This is a genomic window from Microcoleus sp. LAD1_D5, assembly GCF_036702115.1.
GTDB lineage: Bacteria > Cyanobacteriota > Cyanobacteriia > Cyanobacteriales > Microcoleaceae > Microcoleus.
The window spans coordinates 1-21,204 of the sequence record NZ_JAUBSA010000087.1 but is presented as its reverse complement, the minus strand read 5'-3'; the positions used below and the strand labels follow the sequence as shown (position 1 = coordinate 21,204).

General features: G+C 46.6%; 20 protein-coding genes. 10 read left to right on the top strand and 10 right to left on the bottom strand.

The annotated features are described in order from the left end of the window. Window positions 1-173 precede the first annotated feature (173 nt). From QUA70_RS24840 to patD, 4 genes are all read right to left on the bottom strand, one after another. Complete coding sequence (locus QUA70_RS24840) at window positions 174-1,247, bottom strand: RNA polymerase sigma factor, RpoD/SigA family (protein ID WP_333328784.1); 1,074 nt, start codon at window positions 1,245-1,247, stop codon at window positions 174-176. Between the two features lie 126 nt (window positions 1,248-1,373). Further along, window positions 1,374-3,047, bottom strand: coding sequence for an ABC transporter ATP-binding protein (locus tag QUA70_RS24835; RefSeq protein WP_333350519.1), 1,674 nt, complete (start codon window positions 3,045-3,047; stop codon window positions 1,374-1,376). 332 nt (window positions 3,048-3,379) lie between these two features. Continuing rightward, window positions 3,380-3,964: a zf-TFIIB domain-containing protein gene (locus tag QUA70_RS24830; protein ID WP_333038070.1), complete on the bottom strand. Its 585-nt coding sequence runs from the start codon at window positions 3,962-3,964 to the stop codon at window positions 3,380-3,382. Between the two features lie 45 nt (window positions 3,965-4,009). After that, window positions 4,010-4,408 (bottom strand): heterocyst frequency control protein PatD, encoded by a 399-nt coding sequence (gene patD, locus QUA70_RS24825; protein WP_333038068.1) that lies wholly within the window; start codon window positions 4,406-4,408, stop codon window positions 4,010-4,012. Window positions 4,409-4,870: 462 nt separating this feature from the next. Between patD and QUA70_RS24820 the strand changes: the two genes are divergently transcribed. Genes QUA70_RS24820 through QUA70_RS24810 form a run of 3 tightly spaced genes read left to right on the top strand, consistent with a single transcriptional unit; the run spans window position 4,871 to window position 7,721 of the window. Next, window positions 4,871-7,144, top strand: coding sequence for a bifunctional (p)ppGpp synthetase/guanosine-3',5'-bis(diphosphate) 3'-pyrophosphohydrolase (locus tag QUA70_RS24820; protein WP_333350518.1), 2,274 nt, complete (start codon window positions 4,871-4,873; stop codon window positions 7,142-7,144). Between the two features lie 15 nt (window positions 7,145-7,159). After that, the gene (locus QUA70_RS24815; protein WP_333328793.1) at window positions 7,160-7,477 is read left to right on the top strand and encodes a DUF6883 domain-containing protein; all 318 of its coding nucleotides are present in this window, start codon (window positions 7,160-7,162) and stop codon (window positions 7,475-7,477) included. 16 nt (window positions 7,478-7,493) lie between these two features. After that, a complete protein-coding gene (locus QUA70_RS24810) occupies window positions 7,494-7,721 on the top strand; it encodes a DUF4926 domain-containing protein (RefSeq protein ID WP_333328796.1) in 228 nt (75 codons plus the stop codon). Window positions 7,722-8,173: 452 nt separating this feature from the next. Here QUA70_RS24810 and QUA70_RS24805 read toward each other — a convergent pair whose 3' ends face one another. Further along, entirely contained in the window at window positions 8,174-9,094 is a 921-nt protein-coding gene (locus tag QUA70_RS24805; RefSeq protein ID WP_333350516.1) for a glycine betaine ABC transporter substrate-binding protein, read from the bottom strand. Window positions 9,095-9,257: 163 nt separating this feature from the next. On the opposite strand from QUA70_RS24805, the gene QUA70_RS24800 reads away from it, so the two are divergent. Beyond that, window positions 9,258-10,625 (top strand): aldehyde dehydrogenase, encoded by a 1,368-nt coding sequence (locus tag QUA70_RS24800; RefSeq protein WP_333350515.1) that lies wholly within the window; start codon window positions 9,258-9,260, stop codon window positions 10,623-10,625. Window positions 10,626-10,892: 267 nt separating this feature from the next. After that, window positions 10,893-11,243: a 4a-hydroxytetrahydrobiopterin dehydratase gene (locus QUA70_RS24795; protein WP_333328805.1), complete on the top strand. Its 351-nt coding sequence runs from the start codon at window positions 10,893-10,895 to the stop codon at window positions 11,241-11,243. A 26-nt stretch (window positions 11,244-11,269) separates the two neighbouring features. Here the strand turns inward: QUA70_RS24795 and QUA70_RS24790 are convergent, their stop codons facing one another. Further along, window positions 11,270-12,001, bottom strand: a complete 732-nt coding sequence (locus QUA70_RS24790) for a response regulator transcription factor (protein ID WP_333328808.1) — start codon at window positions 11,999-12,001, stop codon at window positions 11,270-11,272. 595 nt (window positions 12,002-12,596) lie between these two features. Between QUA70_RS24790 and QUA70_RS24785 the strand changes: the two genes are divergently transcribed. After that, window positions 12,597-12,851, top strand: a complete 255-nt coding sequence (locus QUA70_RS24785) for a DUF6761 family protein (RefSeq protein WP_333080667.1) — start codon at window positions 12,597-12,599, stop codon at window positions 12,849-12,851. 286 nt (window positions 12,852-13,137) lie between these two features. Here QUA70_RS24785 and grxD read toward each other — a convergent pair whose 3' ends face one another. From grxD to QUA70_RS24770, 3 genes are all read right to left on the bottom strand, one after another. Further along, window positions 13,138-13,461, bottom strand: a complete 324-nt coding sequence (gene grxD / locus QUA70_RS24780; protein ID WP_006634036.1) for a Grx4 family monothiol glutaredoxin — start codon at window positions 13,459-13,461, stop codon at window positions 13,138-13,140. A gap of 200 nt (window positions 13,462-13,661) precedes the next feature. Beyond that, window positions 13,662-13,922, bottom strand: a complete 261-nt coding sequence (locus tag QUA70_RS24775) for a BolA family transcriptional regulator (protein ID WP_333068825.1) — start codon at window positions 13,920-13,922, stop codon at window positions 13,662-13,664. 42 nt (window positions 13,923-13,964) lie between these two features. Then, window positions 13,965-14,588 carry a hypothetical protein gene (locus QUA70_RS24770; protein WP_333163279.1) on the bottom strand — a complete coding sequence of 208 codons (624 nt, stop codon included), beginning with the start codon at window positions 14,586-14,588 and terminating at the stop codon, window positions 13,965-13,967. Between the two features lie 41 nt (window positions 14,589-14,629). Between QUA70_RS24770 and QUA70_RS24765 the strand changes: the two genes are divergently transcribed. From QUA70_RS24765 to QUA70_RS24750, 4 genes are all read left to right on the top strand, one after another. Beyond that, entirely contained in the window at window positions 14,630-15,313 is a 684-nt protein-coding gene (locus QUA70_RS24765; protein ID WP_333350513.1) for a hypothetical protein, read from the top strand. A gap of 210 nt (window positions 15,314-15,523) precedes the next feature. Beyond that, window positions 15,524-17,851 (top strand): S8 family serine peptidase, encoded by a 2,328-nt coding sequence (locus QUA70_RS24760; protein WP_333350511.1) that lies wholly within the window; start codon window positions 15,524-15,526, stop codon window positions 17,849-17,851. A 507-nt stretch (window positions 17,852-18,358) separates the two neighbouring features. Beyond that, window positions 18,359-19,204 carry a glycoside hydrolase family protein gene (locus QUA70_RS24755; protein ID WP_333328818.1) on the top strand — a complete coding sequence of 282 codons (846 nt, stop codon included), beginning with the start codon at window positions 18,359-18,361 and terminating at the stop codon, window positions 19,202-19,204. A gap of 139 nt (window positions 19,205-19,343) precedes the next feature. Further along, a complete protein-coding gene (locus tag QUA70_RS24750) occupies window positions 19,344-20,246 on the top strand; it encodes a peptidoglycan-binding protein (protein WP_333328821.1) in 903 nt (300 codons plus the stop codon). 74 nt (window positions 20,247-20,320) lie between these two features. Here the strand turns inward: QUA70_RS24750 and QUA70_RS24745 are convergent, their stop codons facing one another. Then, window positions 20,321-20,800 carry a hypothetical protein gene (locus QUA70_RS24745; protein WP_333328823.1) on the bottom strand — a complete coding sequence of 160 codons (480 nt, stop codon included), beginning with the start codon at window positions 20,798-20,800 and terminating at the stop codon, window positions 20,321-20,323. Window positions 20,801-21,204: the final 404 nt, after the last annotated feature.

Genomic DNA, 21,204 nt, shown 5'->3' with positions numbered 1-21,204 from the left:
ACACGTTGTCAACGCCGAACGCGAGTCAAAGTCTTTTGAGGTAAGGGTTTTAGGCTTATTCAGCAAGCCCTAATTAATTTTTTCCACATTGAATCAGCATATTTACGGCGGGGTCGGAGTGTCCCCACAATAATTTTAAGCTGTTTTTAAATGCAAAATCAATGTTTTTTAGCTTATTTCAACCAGCCCTTCAATCGTTCCGTCACTTGAGGGCGGCGCAGCTTTCGCATTGCCTTATTTTGAATTTGACGGACTCGTTCGCGGGACAAATTGAACAAACTGCTAACCTCTTCTAAAGTGTAAGGTTCGCCGGTCAGCAAACCGTAACGCATAGCAACAATCTCTTTTTCCCGCTCAGTCAAAATACTGTCCAACACCTCCAAAATATCTTGGCGCATCATCATCTCATTCATCTGAGCTTCGGGAGATTGCGTCGCGTTATCTTCGAGAACATCCAAAAGTTCCGAACTTTCTTCGGAGCCGATGCGGTGGTTGAGAGACAAAGATTGCCGACGTACTTGCTGGAGGTAGCGAAGCTGTTCGCAAGTAACTTGCATTTCTCTAGCGAGTTCAGTTTCACTGGGATTGCGTTGAAGAGAACGCCTCAAATCGCGATAAACTTTTTTGAGTTTATTTAACTGTTCGACAATGTGAACCGGCAAGCGAATCGTCCGCCCTTGATTGGCAATTGTCCGGGTAATTCCTTGGCGAATCCACCAATAGGCATAAGTAGAAAACTTGTAACCCTTCTCCGGATCGAACTTTTCGGCGGCTCGATTCAAACCCAAAGCTCCTTCCTGAATTAAATCGAGAAAAGGCACGCCCCGATTCAGATAGCGTTTGGCAATCGAAACTACCAAGCGCAAATTCGAGCTGATCATTTTCCGTTTCGCCGACTGACACTGATGACGAAGCTGTTGCAGTTGAGTTTCGCTCACTCCCAAAGCCGCTGCGAGTTCAGCTTTTGTCGGCACTCTGTCCAATTCCTGCTGCAAACGCTGTTCTAGTTCATCCAGGGCTACCAATTCTTGAACGCGACGCGCCAACTCCACCTCTTCGGTGGCAGTCAGTAGAGGATAGCGAGCCATTTCCTTGAACAAAGCTCCCACTGGATCGTCGGCAGACCAGTTGTTGTATGCTGACGAGCGAGTTACCGTGGGACGATCGATCTCAGTGTCTTCATCTTGTGCGATCGCGAAAGAGGCTTCGGGTGCCACCGCAAAACTGCCTAGGTCAGATTCTGCCATATGGTGCTTGGTGTCGGTGGAATGATTTGAAAAGTATCCCTTCACTTTAACCAATTTAACCGGAAATTTCCGAAATCCATCTAGAAGCCCGTGACAGAAATTAGATGGCCCCAATTTTACACCTTTCTATTGAGTTCGAGCCAGTAAAGGAGCTGCCTGCAATAATTGCTGAGTGTAAGGGTGCTGGGGATTAGTAAAAATATCCCTAGTCTTACCGATTTCAACAATTTTGCCAGCATTCATTACTGCAATGCGATCGCAAAAAAATCTCGCCACCCACAAATCGTGCGTAATAAACAGATAAGTCAAATTAAATTCCTGCTTCAACTCCAACATCAGCTCTAAAACTTGAGTCTGCACGCTGGCATCCAGCATACTCACCGGTTCGTCGCAAATTATCAGTTGCGGCCGAGTAATCAAAGCGCGGGCGATCGAAACTCGCTGCTGTTGTCCTCCTGACAATTCCCCCGGATACCGACGAAAGAAATCCTCCCCTGGAGTTAAACCCACCCGCTCTAACATTTGGATTACTTGTTTTTTAGCTTCGCTGCCATTAGCTAATTTGTGAATAAACAAAGGGTCAGCAATACTTTGCCCGACAGTCATCATCGGATTCAGGCAAGCATGGGGGTCTTGAAAGATCATTTGCATTTCGCGGCGGTGCTTCCTCACAGCATCGCGGTTCAGGGCAGTTATATCTATTCCTTGAAATTCCACTTTGCCGCCAGTCGCCGTAATTAGCTGCAAAATCGTGCGTGACAAGGTACTTTTGCCGCAGCCGGACTCCCCCACCAACCCTAGGATTTCTCCCCGTTGTAGCTCTAAACTAACGCCGTCTACTGCTTTAATTACCTGGCGATTCCTGGAAAAGAACTGATCTAATAAATTGCTTTCTAAACTGTAGTGTTGCTGCAAATTCGTCACTATCAAAAGAGGCGAATTTGTTAAGTTTGCAGTAACGACTTCAGTCCTGATTTCCTCGAATGCTAACCCTTTTTCAGAATCGGCTTGAATGTGCAAAGCTGCTTTTAGGAGCGATCGAGTATATTCGTGCTGCGGCTTTTCAAAAACGTTTTGCACCGGCCCTGTTTCTACGACTTTACCGCCGTACATCACCGCAATGCGATCGCAATACTCAGCCACCATAGCCAAATCGTGAGAAATCAACAAAATAGCCGTTCCCCGTTCCTCACAAAGTCTGGTTAATTCCTGCAAAATCTGAGCAGCTACAGTTACGTCCAAACTTGTAGTCGGTTCGTCCGCCACAATTAATTTGGGATCGAGCAAAAGAGCCAAAGCAATTGCTACTCTTTGCCGCATTCCGCCGCTAAATTCGTGGGGAAATTGCGACCAGCGAGACGCCGGAATTTTCACAGCTTCCAGAGTTTCGATCGCCCGTTTCTTAGCTTGCTTGCGATCCAAATTCGGTCGGTGAGCTTGCAAAGTCTCGATGCAATGTTCTCCTACAGTCATCAAAGGATCGAGACGAGTCATCGGATCTTGAAAAATCAATGCCACAGCTTCGCCCCGAAATTGTCTCAGCCGCGAAGCATTCATATCAAACACCGACTCTCCAGCAAAACTAACTCGCCCCTCAATCAGCGTTGAATCCGGCAGCAACCGCATCGCCGCCCTTCCCAAAGTTGACTTACCGCACCCAGACTCCCCAACTAATCCGAGCTTTTCCCCCGGTTTCAGCGTCAGGGAAACCCCGTCAACGGCCCAACCGGATTGGCCCCGCCGCTGAGGATAAGCTACTCGCAGATTGTCAACGGAAAATAGAGAAGAGTCATTAGTCATTAGTCATTAGCCCTTAGTCAGTAGTCAGTGGTCAGTGGTCAGTTGTTAGTTGTCAGTTGTCAGTTGTCAGTTGACTGTTGTCACTTGACTGTTGTCAGTTGTCAGTTATTATTTAATTGTCAATATACTGGCTGTTAGTTGTTAGTTATTAGTGTTCAGGAGTTATTAGTTATTGGAAATAGAGCCATCGGCTGTTTGTAAATATAAATAGAAATAGCTACAAACAAAGCTTTTATCAGTAGATCATTCACCGAGCAACTGACAACAGTCAACTGACAACAGTCAACAGTTAACAGTCAACCGTCAACAGTCAACTGTCAACAGCCAACTGACTAAATTTCCTTTCGCTTCAACTCAGCTCTCCGCAGTATGTAAGTAGCGGCACAATCTGCGTGAGGATGGTCTGCTAAAACTTCCGCGAGTTCCAACACATATCCGGCGATATCCGGCCCCAACTTCTCAGTCAGCACTTGACGTTCCCGAGAGGCGAGTTCTTGCACGCGGGCCTTAGCTTGCCAATTCGGAGAAAACATCTTGTCAATCTCGGTGTGGAATCCCAGACTTTCGAGAATGTCCCACTCGCCGTTATCGCACCAAATGCCCCCGCACAACATACAGCGCTCTATGTAAAAGGGCACTCTGCTGAAAGGAACTTTCGCCCGCGACAGATAGTGACCGTCTTCGGGACACAGCGCTGCTTTGCTGTCGTAGACAGACGGGGTGAATTCTATGCCGAGAGTCCCTGTCGCATCAGGCTTCTCGGATTTGTTGTACCACTGGCTCTGCTCTTTTTGCCAAGCTTCGTATTCTCTGCCTGGAATCCATATACCGTAACAGTTGGGACACCACTGCACCGACATACGGCCGGCTAAGGTACCGCCTTCTAAATTGGGATGTTTACATTTTGGACATTCCACCGCTTTATTTCTCCTTGCCTTATTAATTCCCTGTTAATTCAATTATTAATTCTGTATCTGGGCGGGCCCTGAAGAACCAGAATTTTTTTGCAGCAGCGCCCCACAGTAGCCAATTAGCGTGTTAAGCCGCGCGATCGCCGCAGTTTGCCTCGCCTTTGCTGTCGCTGGCTGGCGCGACGCTTGCAAAAACGTGACATCTGTCCCCAATAACCGCAGTTGCTTGTGAATTTCCGTCAAATAGGACTGCTCTGGGGGTGTTTCTGAGGCGTCTAACTCATCGCTTTCGGCTCTCATAATTTGGTTTCCGAAAAATTGTTGCACTTTTCTGTATTCGATCGCCAGTGCGGCCCCATCCAGATTATCCTGTGCAGCAGTTCTTTGTAGTTGTTCTAGTGCTTGCTGTAATTCTTGGTAGCACTGGCGGCGGTCTTCGGACAATATCATGATTTTGTAAACAAATTTGTATTTATAATCAAAGTAGATACTTACTTAAGTTTGCTCATATTGAGGGAAGCCGTGCGTTTTTGGAGCAATTCCCTGTTTTGTGAGAACTTTTTTTGATTTGTTTCCCTGGCTCTACCCTTCTGGCTGTTGCTTTTAGTTTAGCGTTGCCGGTAAATGCCGATCCCCTGCAACCTCAACTGCTACCGCCAAAATATGCTTATTTTACCCGATTTTCCCCGATCGACAGACTGCGGCGGCGGCAGTGGTGTCACTATATTTTCCTACCTGCGAGGGGGGGCGACTCGGAATTACATAGGTAGAGTTTGAGAATAATCGACTATTTTTTTGAATTGCAAATTGTGGCATTCAATTAGTTTAGTATAGCTAAACACATAATTTCGGCAATTCAACCGAAAACCGGCTTTTAACCATTTGTATTTCTAAGTTTTAAAGGTGTACCCCATGAACGCGAACACTCTGACTCCCTCTCCTTCGATCGATCCTGCCGTAGTTCCCGATTGGCTGCAAGAATGCCTGAATACTCGATCGCAGCCTGATGGCGGCCCTAACCCGAATTGTTCGACGGACGACAGCTTAATTTGTCGGGCCTTTGAATTTGCCCGCGACTTGCACGAAGGACAATACCGCAAATCAGGAGAACCTTACATTTGCCATCCGGTAGCTGTCGCTGGAATACTCCGGTATATGGGCGGCAACAACGTTATGATTGCCGCCGGCTTCCTCCACGACATTGTTGAAGATACAGATATTACTCTCGAAGAAATAGAACAGCGGTTCGGTGCGGAAGTGCGACAGTTGGTTGAAGGTGTCACCAAGCTTTCTAAGTTTAATTTTTCCAGCAAAACAGAGCGCCTTGCGGAAAATTTCCGCCGAATGTTCCTAGCAATGGCTAAAGATATTCGCGTCATTGTCGTCAAACTCGCTGATCGGCTGCACAACATGAGGACTTTGGAGCATTTGTCCGAGGAAAAGCAGCGCACTATTGCTCTAGAAACCCGAGATATTTTTGCTCCCCTGGCGAACCGTTTGGGTATCGGGCGCTTTAAGTGGGAATTGGAAGATTTAGCGTTTAAATACCTGGAACCGGAAGCTTACCGCGAAATTCAGGAATTGGTAGCCGAGAAGCGAGGCGATCGAGAAACTCAACTCGCAGAAGTCACAGATAGTTTGCGAGAAAGGCTTGACAATTTAGGCATTAAATGCTATGAAGTTAGCGGTCGTCCCAAACATTTGTACGGGATTTACGGGAAGATGCAGCGCCGCCAAAAAGGGTTTAAGCAAGTGTACGATATTGCGGCGGTGCGGATCATAGTAGAAACCAATGATGACTGTTATCGGGCTTTGGCGATCGTCCACGATTCTTTCCGCCCGATTCCCGGCCGCTTTAAAGATTATATCGGTTTACCAAAAGCCAACCGCTATCAATCTTTGCACACCGGAGTAATCGGAACCAGCGGCCGCCCCATCGAAGTGCAAATTCGCACCGTAGCAATGCACCACATTGCAGAATACGGCATTGCCGCGCACTGGAAATACAAAGAAACTGGCGGTTCTAACACAAAAGTCACCGGCGACGACGAAAAATTTACTTGGCTGCGGCAACTCCTAGAATGGCAAAGCGACCTCAAAGACGATCGCGAATATTTACAAAGCATTAAGGACAACTTATTCGACGAAGATATTTACGTTTTTACTCCTAACGGAGACGTAATTGCTCTCAATAGCGGGTCAACTCCCGTAGATTTTGCTTTCCGCATTCACACAGAAATTGGCAATCACTGCACCGGTGCGAGAGTCAACGGGCGAATGGTGACACTAGACAAGGTTTTAAAGAACGGCGATATTGTAGAAATATTGACCCAAAAAAATGGTCATCCGAGTTCCGACTGGCTGAATTTTGTCAAGACAAACGGAGCAAAAAACCGAATTCGCCAGTGGTTGAAGCGATCGCACCGAGATGAAAATCTCGCTCGCGGCCGGGAATTGTTGGAAAAAGAATTAGGTAAAAACGGCTTGGAATCTTTGCTAAAATCTGAACCCATGCAGTCGGTGGCTCAGCGCTGCAACTACCACAGCGTCGAAGATTTAATCGCCGGTTTGGGCTACGGCGAAGTCACCCTAAATCTCGTAGTAAATCGACTGCGAGATTTAGTAAAAGTGCAGCAAAAAATTGAAGCTGCTCCCGCAGGAACCCACGAAGTGCCCCAGCTAATACCTGCATCGACGGCACCGAAACCAGTACCTAGTTCATCTCCGAGCAAATCGCCGATCGCAGGTGTAGAGGGATTGCTCTACCATTTATCCGGCTGTTGTTGTCCGATTCCTGGGGAAGCAATTATTGGAGTGGTGACTCGCACTCGCGGAATTTCGATTCACCGGCAAGGATGTTCAAATGTTGAAAGCGTACCTGGGGATCGCTTGGTTCCTGTGAGTTGGAATTCCAGCGATCGCAATGGTAGCCGCCCGAATACTTATGCTGTTAACATTCAAATTGAGGCTCTCGATCGAGTAGGAGTTCTTAACGATGTATTGTCGCATTTAAAGGACAACAAAGTCAACGTCCGCAGCGCTCAAGTAAAAACCTATCCGGGTTTGCCCGCATTAATTGACTTGTGCATGGATATTGAGGATAAGGAACAGTTTGAGCGGACTTGTATGCAAATTAAAAAGATGAGCGATATTTTGAATTTGCGGAGGCTGAGTCAAGTGAATTAGGAATGCAGCCTTCCTATGGCAAAACTCAGCCTTAACTCGGTTATTCCTTCAGCAAAGCTGACAAACTATTTATTAATCCGGCTTCCTAAAGACGACAAATCTCAGTTTCTCGATCGAGGTGGTTACAGTATAGAAAACTGGCAACACCTCGATCGAGATTTAAGAAGCCAGATACTTCCCCTGGAAGCGGAGCCAATGGAAAACACCAAATACGGTCAAAAGTACATGATTCAAGGCAGTTTAACTGGTCCAAATGGTACGATTTTACAAGTTAAAACCGTTTGGATCGTTACTCCATCCGAAACTAGATTTGTTACATTAGTTCCTGATTGACAAGAGGTTAAACCCCATGAAATTTAAACTGTTTTCACAGGTAGCATTGCGAGAAGACATCCCTAAGTATGGTCTAAAAAAAGGTGCTACAGCCACTATTGTTGAACACTACCAGATGCCTGAAGGTGAAGAAGATGGTTATAGTTTAGAGGGTTTCAATGTCGAAGCAATTACGGTTGAAGTTGCAGAGTCGCAAATAGAAGCAATAAAAGCTGCTGTTTTGCAACTTGGAAAAGTAGGCTAACCTGGGAATCTCTAACAGAAGGAAGAAGGAAGGTTTTACTCAGCTTCGTGAGGTTCAACTACCAGCCTAATTTCATCTTCAATCCAAAAAATATCACCTTGATTTATTACCATTCGCCTTCCACCAGCCTGCGATGAGAGCGACTCATCTTGCGAAGCAAAACTTGTTCTTCTTTAGAGAGAGGTGCTTCGCAAGCAACATTAATTTTTTCTAACAGTTGTTGATTTTCGCGGCGGCGGATAAATTATTCAAGGGCTATTTCGCTCAAAAAACTCTGTGAAATTTGCATTTCGCCAGCTAATGTTTCGGCTTGTTCAAATAAAGATGCTGGCAATGAGATAGCAGTTTTGACAGTTGTCATAGCTTTATACCTTCATTTATTTATATGAGTCTAACTAATAGTATAGCTAACCACCATACGGTTCAGCAAACAGGCAGAGCAATGAAACTCTTTATTTGGCCGGAGTTACTGGCTTTGACACGCCCAACTTTTGCTGCAAAAACTCCCGCGCCACTTGTCCCGCTTCCTGCTGTTCTCCGTCAACTTGATAGTTGAGTTTCCGCATATCTTCCTCGGAGATTTTCCCCCCCAATTCTGCGAGCACTTGACGCAATTCTGGGTATTTCTCCAAAATTTGCGATCGCACAACCGGAACTGCTTCGTAGGGCGGGAAATAGTTCTTGTCATCTTTGAGCACTACTAAACCCAAACTTTGAATCAAACCGTCCGTCGTATTACCAGCAATCACATCTACTTCGTTTTGTTGCAGCGCTTGATAAAGCAATCCTAACAGCAACTCCTTCGGTTCTTCTCTAAACTTAATCCCGTAAGTTTTAGCTAATCCGGGAAATCCATCTTCTCTCTCGTTAAATTCTGGGCCGAAACCAGCCCGGAGGTTAGGTGCAGCTTTCCCAAGTTGCGAGAGAGTTTGTAAATTGAGTTTTTTGGCATCGTCTCCCCGCACAATAATCGCAAAACTGTTATTAAATCCCAGCGGTTCCGTCCATTCTGCTTTAAACTGTTTGGGATATTCTTGTTTGAGGTAATCGAGGACTTTTTTGGGATCAGAAATCGGTTTTTGTTTGAGCAGGTTGGCGTAAGCAGTCCCCGTGTATTCGACGTACAAATCGATTTTACCTGCTGTTAGGGATTGATGGCAAAGCGAGCCTCCGAGATTCAGTTCTCGTTCTACTTTGATATCTGTTTTAGCTTCGATATGGCGTGCTAAAATTTCTGCGAGGATGACTTGTTCGGTAAAGTCTTTCGAGCAGATGACAACTTGCTTTTGGGGCTTAGAGGTACATCCTGCTACTGCAAGCAAGCAAAGCAGCCAGCAGGAATAGAAAAAAAAATCGTTCTTAGAGATTTTCATGACTTAACTCAAATTAAAAATCTACAATTAATACCTTATAAGTTATAGCATAAAGCCCAGATCGCAGACTTCTTCAAGAAATCTGCGCTTTAACACCGATCGCACTTTACCCAACTTCCGTTTTCGTGTTGTAACATTTATTGATAGACATGGAGGAATAAATATGGTAATCAGAGTCAGCGATATTATCCAGCAGCAGCGGCAATTTTTTGCGACTGGGAAAACTAAGGATGTGGATTTTCGGATCGAACAACTGAAAAAACTTAAAAGTGCGATCGAACTTAATCAATCACGAATAGTCGATGCTGTCAAGGCAGACCTCGGTCGGCCGGAATTCGAGGCTTATCTTGAAATCGCATCGATTGCCGAAGTTAATTATGCCCTCAAAAACCTCAAATCGTGGGTAAAGCCGAGAAAAGTCCCTGCTTCGATAGATCAATTCCCAGCATCAGCCCGCATTTACCCTGAACCTTTGGGCGTAGTGTTAATCATCGGCCCTTGGAATTACCCGTTTCAGTTAATGATATCACCCTTGGTCGGGGCGATCGCCGCCGGCAACTGTGCACTTCTCAAACCTTCGGAAATCGCCTCACACACCTCCGAAGTTATCGCCGACATGATATCTAAAACCTTCGATCCCGCCTACGTAGCCGCCGTCGAAGGAGGCGTGGAAATCAGCCAACAATTGCTAGCCGAAAAATTCGACCACATCTTCTTTACCGGAGGCACTAAAATCGGTCGAATTGTCATGGAAGCTGCCGCTAAACACCTGACACCTGTAACCTTGGAATTAGGTGGCAAAAGTCCTTGCATTGTAGACTCAGATATTCAGGTTGAATACACCGCAAAACGCATTGCGTGGGGCAAATTTCTCAATGCCGGACAAACTTGCATCGCTCCCGATTACCTGTTAGTTGATAAAAAAGTTAAACCCGATTTGATGGCAGCAATTAAAACAGCAATTTACGAATTTTACGGCGATAATCCGCAAACAAGTCCCGACTATTCGCGGATTATTAACCAGCGGCAATTAGACCGTTTGAGTGCGTTTATCAAAGATGGAGAAATTGTCGTTGGTGGGGAAGTTAAGCCGGAAGATAGATATATTGCACCGACGGTTTTAGATCATGTTTCCTGGGATTCGCCGGTGATGCAGGATGAGGTTTTTGGACCAATTTTGCCAGTTTTGGAGTATGATGATTTCGGAGAGGCGATCGCCCAAATCAACGCCCGTCCCAAACCCTTAGCTTTGTATTTGTTCTCGAAAAATAAAGAGAAACAACAGCGAGTTTTGCGGGAAACTTCTTCGGGGGGAGTTTGTCTCAACGACACTGTTATGCAAGTGGGAGTAACAGATTTACCTTTTGGCGGAGTTGGCGACAGCGGCATCGGTAGCTATCACGCCAAAGCAAGTTTTAACACTTTTTCGCATTACAAAAGCGTGCTGCAAAAGTCATTTTTACTTGACTTGAAATGGCGGTACGCTCCCTATAAAGGTAAGTTGGATTTGATTAAGAAAATTATCGGTTGATCGATCGCACTTGGAGGGGCGGGTTCGTCAACGTTTACAATATCAGCGAGATAGCCAAATCAACCCGCCCGTTCCTGATATTATCGGTTAAGCGATTCCACGGTGAACGATTATTTCCATAAATTTTAAATGATTGCTCATCTGTTTTATGAAGGATTTCGATCACAATCTCTACGTCACTCCTAAATGACAGTTGCCCCATCCAAAATAATTCACATTAGAAATGTCTATAATATCTTTTAGCATCTTCTCACTAACAAGCAATTTATGGAACCTTTATCAAAAGAACGCTGTGCCGCCTGCCGCCCCAACTCTCCCCGCGTCACAGCTTACGAAATTGTCCAACTCAAACCTCAAATTCCCGACTGGAATTTCATCGAAAAAAATGGCATTCCACAGTTAGAACGCACGTACAAATTCCCGGATTTCAAAAGTGCGATCGCCTTTACAAACAGCGTCGGCGAAGCAGCAGAAACCGAAGGACATCACCCCGCACTGTTAACAGAGTGGGGAAAAGTTACCGTTACTTGGTGGACTCACGCGATTTCTGGACTGCACCGCAATGACTTTATTATGGCGGCGAAAACCGATGCGATCGCCAATCAATTCTCAAAATAAAATCCGACTTATAGCCCGATCGTACTCTAAGAAAGAACCGCTCTGGGCACTTGTGAATGTTGATTGGCATTATTCAACAACTCCAGATTCAGTCGGTAGCCGACATTCCGTACAGTTTGAATCAGGCTCGGCTGTCGCGGGTCGATTTCGATTTTTTTACGCAGAGAGAGTACGTGAGTGTCGATCGTCCGGGGGTTATCAATAGCATCAGGCCATGCCCTTCGCAGCAAATCCGATCGCGACAGCGGCACTCCTCCAGCTTGAGCTAGCACGTACAGCAGGCTAAATTCCTGGGGAGTCAGCTCAATATGTTCCTCGTACAACCTGACTCGGCGCTGCACCAAATCAATTTTCAGCAGCCCGCACTCCAGCGTCGCCGGCGGTACCATCGTGCGGTTGCGGCGCATCAGAGCTTCCACCCTGGCCATAAACTCTTGCATCCCAAAGGGTTTAGTCAGGTAATCGTCTGCCCCCGCCTTCAAACCTTCAACAATATCCGATTCCGAATTCCGCGCCGACAGCATCAAAATCAGTGACTGCTGCTGCTGTTGCAGCCAGTTGCAAAATTCCAAACCGTCCCCATCCGGCAATTGGGCATCCAGAATGACTAGGGTTGGCTGGCGGCTGAAAAATATTTCCCTAGCGTGACTGATATCCGCTGACTGGTGCACCCAGTGACCGACTTGCTGTAGATGCCAGCCCAAGAGCGATCGCAGGTGCGGATTCCCTTCAACAATTGAAATACTTGCAGATTCCACAGAGGCGAGCTTCCCATATCACTAATTGCTACAAGGTTAACAGAGCTTTTGTCAAGCTTTTGTAACCATCGCTACTCAAGCATGAGCTGCATTTAAAGCAGCGGACATACCGAGGGTAGGAATTTTAAATATTGGGTTAATTTGGCAGGGTCAGCCTGGAGAATGGTTAAATCACTCTGGCGATGAGCTTACAATGAAAATAAGACAGTGTAAAGCCGATCGACCCCATGCCCCAACCGCCTGCCCAAAGCGATCCCCCCGACCCAGCCCCCACTCCCAGGAGGTTGACAAATCGCGCAAGTGAAACTAGAATTCCTCCAACCGTTCGCTCGGTAGCCGGAACACTTAGCCACTTTGACCGCCAAATTCAGCAACATCCCGACTCCATTAAACGCACAGCGAATTATCTAGGTGCGCGCAAAAAGTCGAGCAACTGCATTGCAACGAGTGAAATTTTTTATGGAGGGTAGCCTGTTGAGCAGGGTAAAAACTTTTATTTAGAAATAGCCTCAAGCTGAGCCACTCAGCATCAATCGAGGCCATTCCTAAATCCCGCCGTCATTATACAAACCACAAAGGATTTCAACCTCACACCATGCTACAAGACACCCAAACAATCCGGCACTACCAAAAACTCACCGACGCCCTCGTCGAAATGTGGAATAGAGGTTATCGCTTTGATGACCTGCGGCTTTACTTAGACGGCTATTTAGCAGCCCTGCGGCATTCCAACGGTCTGGAACCCTATCTGATTCACAGACTAGAGGAAGAAGCAGCGCGTTACATTCACGACCCCTCCAATTTTGTAATGCCACAGACACAGACACAGGCTGAATCAGACTACTATTAAATAGCAAATTCGGTTTGATAAACCCTGGATGATTTGGGAATTGGGAATTGGGAATTGGGAATTGGCAATTGTAACGGGTTCCCTGGCTCGACCTGGGAACCGATGTCCAGAGGCTCGGGCTCGCTTTCGGAGCCTAAAAATTCGATGCCGAGCCGACCGCATTGCCTTCCCCGGCTCTGCCTGGACATAAGTAATTAAGTAAATTAACTTAATTCAACGTAAAACCCGATTGCTGTTATTTCCCCGACTTCTTAAAGAGGTCGGGGATATGTTTTTTCTGTCTAATTTAAGAAGCCAAAGCCACTTCTACAACTTCTTGCAATTCGCCCTTTTGATACATCTCGATCATAATATCCGAGCCACCAATAAACTCGCCGTTGATATAAACTTGGGGAATTGTCGGCCATTGGGAATACTCTTTAACGCCTTGACGAATTTCCTGGTCTGCCAAAACATCAACAGTTTCGTAAGGCACTCCCAAAGTATTGAGAATTTGCACCACAGTATTAGAAAAACCACACTGGGGCATTAACTTATTGCCCTTCATAAACACCATGATTTTGTTTTGCTTAACCAACTCGTCAATTCTTTGATGTGCTGTTGTACTCATGGTAGGTCCTAATATTGTTTGAAAATTTTTAAATGTTGACTGACGCAGAAGCCGCGTTTTTTACGAAAATCTTTCGTTACAGCCATAGATTCCGGTAAAAAACCGGGTTTTTGTGGTTTTTGTGCGTAAGTGCAGCAGTTGTATTTCAAGCAACTCTTGACACCAGCACAAACTTGTGATACCTAATTGCCGCTCAACAATTAAGCAACTTGACTTTTCGCTTCCCATTCTGCGGGAGTTAAGGTTTCCAAGCCCAAAGCGTGGATGGCTTCACTAGCCATTGCCTGTTTGAGAGCGCCGTATACCAGTTGGTGCTGCTGTACTCGGCTTTTTCCTTCAAAGGCTGCTGAGACGACTCTCGCCTGGTAGTGGTCACCGCCACCGGTCAAATCCTCAACTTGTATTTTAGCGTCGGGCAACCCTGCCTTAATCATTTCTGCTACTTGAGACGGTGTAACCATTGGTTTCTCTGATAAACGGCTGTAATTTAGATTTTAGTGGAACTATTTTGTCGATGAGCTCGGTTGACTGCTGGCAGGCCGGGGAAAGGGCGAATCCACAAAACCCAATTCCAGTAACTGCTGGTAAGCTTTCTTGCCCAAGTCGCGAGTTGGCTGCTGCGATCGAATAATCTGAATCAGCAGGGGCACAGCCAGTTCCGGTTTATTTTGCGCCCGGTGTACCAACGCCAGCCGGTAGGTAGCTTCGTCGCGCATTTGGGCCGTTTCTACAGCTTTGGTGCGGTGGCTTTCGGCCAATCGGATGTCAATTCCGGCAAAACTGCTGCCCAGTTGTTGGTAGAAGTTGGACAGTTGATTGAAAATTTGGCGGGATTCTTGGAGTTTTTGAGTAGCGAGTGCGTAATTCTGAGAGGAAATAGCACTGCTGGCTTCTGTCATCAAACGCTGGCCTCCTGGGACGCTCAGCAAGCTGCTGTCTTGCGTCAGAGGGCGAAGATTGTTGGGGTCTGTGGGGTCGTCAGCGGGCTCGACTTGCGGTTGGTTCTCTGGCCCAGAAGGTTGTTGTGCTTGGACTGGGAGCGGTTGCAACAGGGTAAAAGCTGCGATCGCCCCGATCGTAATCCGGGCAGTGGAGCGAAGCCAGCAAACAGTTCCAGAGTATACCATGAAATTACTTTGCGCCTGTGCGCTTTAAAAAAATATTTAGCTTGAGCCGATCTTACCATTGGCGATCGCAACCGGCTAAGTGTAAACCAAATTTGTTGAAATGTCAAAGGGTGCGATCGATTTTGGATTTTAGATTTTGGATTTTAGATTTTGGATTGAACCAGGAAATCGCGGGGGATTGGACAGATCCCGGCAATCTAGTCCTGGACGCAGAAACCGGGTTTTTTTACCTAAATACTGCCTTTGAGGCTTTAAAAATGGTGGAAAACCCGGTTTCTTTGGTTTTGATGGGTAAGTCCCGATCTAATTCAACAATCGAACGAACCATGAATATGGCAATTGAAAAAACAGCTTACGGTCAACTACTGGCTAAATCTCAGCCTAAGCCCATCCTGAACCAAGAAGATTACGATCTCGCCCTCGCCGAAGTCGAATCCCTAATGTCCCAGGAAGAATTAACATTAGAAGAAGAAACTTTACTAAGCCTCTGGGCTCTGTTGATTGAAGAATACGAATCAAAATATTACCCAGATCCCGAAGTGACTCCCCAGGATGTTCTATTGCATCTCATGGAAGTTCGCGAACTCAAACAAGCCGATTTAGTGGGCGTGATTGGTTCCAAAGGAGTAGTCTCTGAGGTGGTTAATGGGAAACGGGCGATTAGCAAGGCGCAAGCTAAGGCGCTGGGAGAATTTTTTAATATTAATCCTAGCGTGTTTATTTGATCGTGTTTATCTGAAAAACTCGCTGATATCGAAAAAGACTCGGCGGTTGAAACCGCTAGCAACGCGATCGCAAAAACTAAGTCCGACGCGGACTGATGGAAAAACTACCGCTGTTAGTTAAAGCTTCAAACCCCTCATGGCAAAAACCTCCCTGACAGCTTATAAATATGTGTGATAAATCTACATCCACATTAAACAGGAACATTTCTGATGGTAGAACCAAGCAAACCGACCTCCGACACTCTCCAAAATTATCAAGGAATTGGAGTCCCAGATGAAAGTCTGGCACTGATTTTGCAGCGCGGCGGCGATGAATTGCTGCTGTCAAAAGTTCCCAACCGCTTTACAGTCCGCCCCGCACCAACAGCATCAGCCTCAAACGATTGGGCTGCAACAACTGGGGCAAAACTCAACCGTCGCGTCGGCCAAAGCAATCTCGAAGAATATCTGGTTGCGCCCGATCGCCTAGAAGCAGCAATGCAAGCAGCCCGCGCCAGCGATGCCGTAGCTTTTGCCAGCCACGTCTATTGCCCCGCGAACAATCCGAGTACATTCTTTTACCTGACAGACGAAATTACTATTCAATTTGGCGAACAAGTAGACGAACAATCGCGAAAGGCGATCGCCAATGCAGCAAATTTAAAAATAGTCCGGCCAGTAGAAGGAATTCCCAACACCTTCGTCTGCGAAGTCACAAAACAAGCAACAGAAAACCCGGTCAAAATTGCCAACCGCCTGACAAGATATCCAGAAGTTTCGATCGCCGAACCCAACATTTTAGTAGAGACGCAGCAGCATTACACGCCCCGCGATCCGCTTTATCCCAAACAGTGGTATCTCAATAACAAAGGCGGCAAGGAACTTGTCGGCGGTGCTCAAATTTATGCAGAACCAGCTTGGGACATGACTCGCGGAGTTCGATCGATCGTAATTGCGATCGCCGACGATTCAGTTGACATCACCCACCCAGATTTTCAAGGCCAAGGCAAAATCGTCTCACCCATCGATTTAAAAGACGGCGATACTTCCCCGATGCCAGTCGCCGACTCAGACAACCACGGCACAAGTTGTGCCGGCGTCGCCGTTGCTGAAGAAAACGGCCAAGGCATTGTCGGCGTCGCCCCCGGCTGCGCCCTGATGCCCATCCGTACCAGTGGTTTTCTCGATGACAATTCTGTCGAAAAAATATTTAATTGGGCGATCGAAAAAGGTGCCGCCGTCATTTCTTGCAGTTGGGGGCCTGCTGCAGTTTACTATCCCCTTTCCCTGCGGCAGAGTGCCGTTATCACCAAAGCAGCAACCCAAGGGCGGGGCGGCAGAGGCTGCGTTATTCTGTTCGCGGCGGGCAATGCCAACCGCCCAGTCAACGGCACAATTAACGAGAAAGGCTGGCCCAACAACATCCTGGGCGGTCAAACTAGATGGCTAAACGGATTTGCCGTTCACCCCGACGTAATTGCCGTCAGCGCTTCCACTTCCCTCAACAAAAAAGCAGCCTACAGCAATTGGGGCACAAGCATCTCGGTTTGCGCCCCCAGCAACAACGCGCCGCCGGGGATCTGGTTGCCAGAAACCGGATTTATCGCCACGCCGCCGGAGGTGACCCAGTATTTGCCCGGTTTGGGGGTGTTTACTGCCGATCGAGTTGGCGATCGAGGCTACGACTGGGGGGACTATACGGATACTTTTGGCGGTACTTCCAGTGCCACTCCAGTAGTCGCTGGGGTTGCAGGGTTGATACTTTCGGCTAACCCCCGTTTGACGGCGCGGGAAGTGCGGGGAATTCTCGAACAAACTGCTGAGAAAATTGTCGATCTCGATCCCGATCCCCAGTTGGGCAATCGCATGGGAAATTACGATCCTAACAACGGCCGCAGCGATTGGTTTGGTTACGGGAAAGTGAATGCTTTTAAAGCTGTGCAAGCTGCGGTGAGAAAGGGCGGCGGCAATCCGAATATCGGCGGTGCGGTGTTCAGCGATATTTCTGGACATTGGGCACAGAAGTTTATTGAAGCTTTGGCTGCGGCGAATATAATTAGCGGTTTTCCTGACGGTTCTTTTAGGCCTGATGAGAGTTTAAATCGTGCTCAATATGCGGCGCTGTTGGTGAGTGCGTTTAGTCCGATTCCGAGGGTGCCGACTACAAATTTTATTGATGTTTCTGCTACTTTTTGGGCGAGAAGTGCGATCGAACGGGCAAATCGGGGGGGCTTTTTGGCGGGGTTTCCGGGGTTTAAGTTCGGCCCGAATCAGAATTTGACTAAGAGTGAGGGGATCGTGTCTTTGGTTAACGGTTTGCAACTCAAGGGCGGCAATCCTGATTCTTTGAAAGTTTACAACGATCGTTCTCAAATTCCTAATTTTGCTTTAAGTGCGATCGCCACAGCAACTGCTTTGAAGATTGTGGTTAATTATCCTTCCCGCGATTGGCTTTCGCCGCAGCGGGATATTACCCGCGCTGAGATTTCGGCTTTGATTTACCAGACATTGGTGGCGATTAATCGAGCAAAGGCGATCGATTCTCCTTACATTGTGTAGCTAAGAACAGTAAAGCTGGTTCGATCGTTCGGACTTCAGTCCTCATAAAATCCGAGGACTGAAGCCGCTATAATTCGCGGTGAGTCAAACCACTTTTTGCGTAAGTCCTGACGAAGCGATCGCTTTTTTGATGATAGCTTTACATATCGAGTTACTTTCCCGGAAATCCAGGGTTTCAGACTGCGAATTAAAAACTGTCCGGACTATTGCAATAAGATGAGTTACATCTGCAGAATATGAGCCAAAACTGCGCGTAGTGAATCAGAGAGATTGGGAAAGCCGATTGTCAAGGTGAATTAATTTTTGTAAAGGTTTGGGCAAATCGCGAACATTACTGTGGAACAGACCTATATAATAACCAAATTACCCGTCAAGCCAAGACTTTTGATCGAAATCATTAATTAATAGACTCTTTTCACTCATTTTGAAAATAGGCACAACTTTTGCGTTCGGATACTCAAGATGCCTCTTTTGACTGAACCTACCTTGTAAAAAGGAAAAACTAAAATGCCAAAAAGATCGTTGGAACTATTCGGCGATGGTCGCGTATACGAAATCAAAGACGACCTAGCTATTAAAGTCACGGAGACTAATGGGCAAGTAAAAGCATTAATTGATGCTTTAAGCTTCAGTGTGGCTAAAACATATCATATTCATCCTCCAGACGAACAACCTCCTGATGTGGTAGAAGGCAGAGGTTCAAAGCATATCAATCAAGAAGGTTTCAAGCTTCTCACTACCTTTGAAGGATGTGAACTCACTGCTTATGATGATGGCGGTGGAGTTTGGACAATTGGTTACGGACACACGGGCAATGATGTTTATCCAGAACTGACTATTAGCCAAACGCAAGCAGAAGAATTGCTGAGAGAAGATTTAGAAAAGTTTGAATCCTATGTTGAGGATGCCGTTGAAGTTGAGATCGATGACAACCAGTTTTCTGCACTGGTTTGCTTCTGTTTCAACGTGGGCCCAGGAACAGAAGGTTTTGGAGGTTCAACTCTTCTGAAACTATTGAACAACGGAGATTATCAAGGAGCAGCCAATCAGTTTCCTGTGTGGAATAAAGTCAATGGTGAACCCTGGCCAGGGCTGACACGCAGGCGCTTGGCCGAGCAAGCTCTGTTTTTAGGAATGCCTGAAGTTCGGGTTCTCACACTTACCGAGCCAATAATGCAAGGTGAGGATGTGCGTCAAGTGCAAGAAGCGCTGAGCGCGGCAGGAATAAATGTTTCAGCAGATGGCATTTTTGGTAAAGACACCGATCGTGCTGTGCGACAGTTTCAACAGCAAAAAGGGCTAACGGCGGATGGTGTTGTCGGTGTCTGCACACGCAAAGAATTGGGACTATAAAATCGATTGTGTAACCAATTAGACTGACACAATCAAGTAATTTTCACAAGCTCTGTGGAGGTAAGGTGCGGTGTGCGTCGCCTACGGATAGAGTTTATGAATCCAGGACTGACCAAATTCAAATTGATTGGATAAAACCATGACTAACTCAAGCGACATCCTATTTAATCAACCTGTAATTATCGAAGCCTGTGAAGAATTTGTCCAACGGGATATGTTGGAAGTTAGAGGCAGTTTCCCGGGATTGCTCCAAGATGCCCCCATGTCTTCGACTGCGGTGGTCAATGGCTTATCTCAACAGTTGATTTATCAACTACAAGTGATGATGCCAGATGCCTTTGTCAGTTTTGATGACCTTAATGTAGACTTGCTGGATGCAGCTTTTCCCTACGTACAAACCCCGGCACAAGAGGCACTTCAGAGAGCCATTCAAGATCGAGGTCAAACGATGCAGGTGAACTCTGCTTACCGCACGATCGCCCAGCAAATGTTATTGTATAACGATCGCTTCAACAACTCTAATCCTGTAGCGCCACCAGGCACCAGCAATCACCAAACAGGGCTAGCGATCGACATTGAAGATGCCAGAGGCTGGGAATTTTATTTGATGCAATATGGCTGGCATCCATTACCGGGCGATCCGCCTCACTTCGACTACATAGGCGACGGAACGATCGATCTTCGCAGTAACTCAATACTCGCATTTCAGCAGCTTTGGAATCAGAACAACCCGGATGCAAAGATTAGCGAGGATGGCGGCTTTGGCCCCCAAACCGAGGATGCACTTAATCGATCGCCTGCTCAAGGGTTTGCTAAAGCGCCGTGGGATGACAAGCCCAGAACGTTGCGCTTGGCGATGCCCAGAATGGAAGGCTCAGATGTAATCAAGCTTCAGGAAGGCTTGAAAAAGGCTGGCGTTGTAGTTGGGGTTGATGGTGAATTTGGGCCGGCAACAGATACAGCCGTCAAGAAATTTCAGCAGAAAAAAGGTTTGAAGCCCGACGGAATTGTCGCTCTCAAAACCCGCGAACAAATGGCTTGAGGTGCTAGCGCGATCGAGTTCACCAAACCTGGAACAGAACTTCCTCCGCCTTCGGTGGAAGTTCCGTTTATAGCTCAGCTTGTGGGTTGGGGCAGGTTTTGCTTCCAATTGTCACAAATTGCAGTAGCGCTATAATTGGCAATCTTTTTGATAATCAACGTAGCGAGGAGAGTAGCAATAGCAGGAGCAAGTCCCAGTCCAGAGATTAGAACAGGAGTTAACATCCCAGCAGCTTTAGTGTAATTCTGGCCGATAGCTTCATCCAGGATTTTCTGAGTCTGTGGATCGTTTCCGAGGGGTTTGCACATCAGGTCGTAAACTAAGGGGTTTACGCGATCGAACAGCCGCTGGCCAGCTTCTTGGAGCCTGGGATCGATCGATGCTCTAGCGGCAACATTCACATCAATAGAATCCAGGGAAGTTGGGTCTATCCCTCTGGTTCCAAGTCCAGCCACCTCATCCTCTATGGCTTGAGCGCGATCGCCAATTTCTGCTGCTAGCTGATCCTCATCAAGTTCCCACAAACTTTCTACAAGAACTTCAATTTCTGCCATGATTACTTGTCTCCCCACTATGGTTAACTAGAATATTGCTGATTATCCTTTACCTGCGAAGTTGATGAGTAAAAACCCGTCCATATAGCTTAACGAATGCCTAGCTACACATCGGCCATCTTAACCATTCTTTAAAAAAGTGCGATCGTCCGATAAAACTGTTGCTAAGTATGTAACATTTCAATCGCCAGAAAGTTATTATCGAACCGGAAATAAAGCAAACACAGTTAAATTTGTTAAAGAACTCAAGCAAATCAATCCCACTGGTTATGATTGGTTTACATTTTGTCAGACTGTAAAGTTACTTAACGCACATCAAAGATTTTATGGGAGCATCCCACTTTGGCGATCAGTATAAATACTCAGGCAATTGTCTGGCTAAGCTGATGGCATAATAGAAAGCA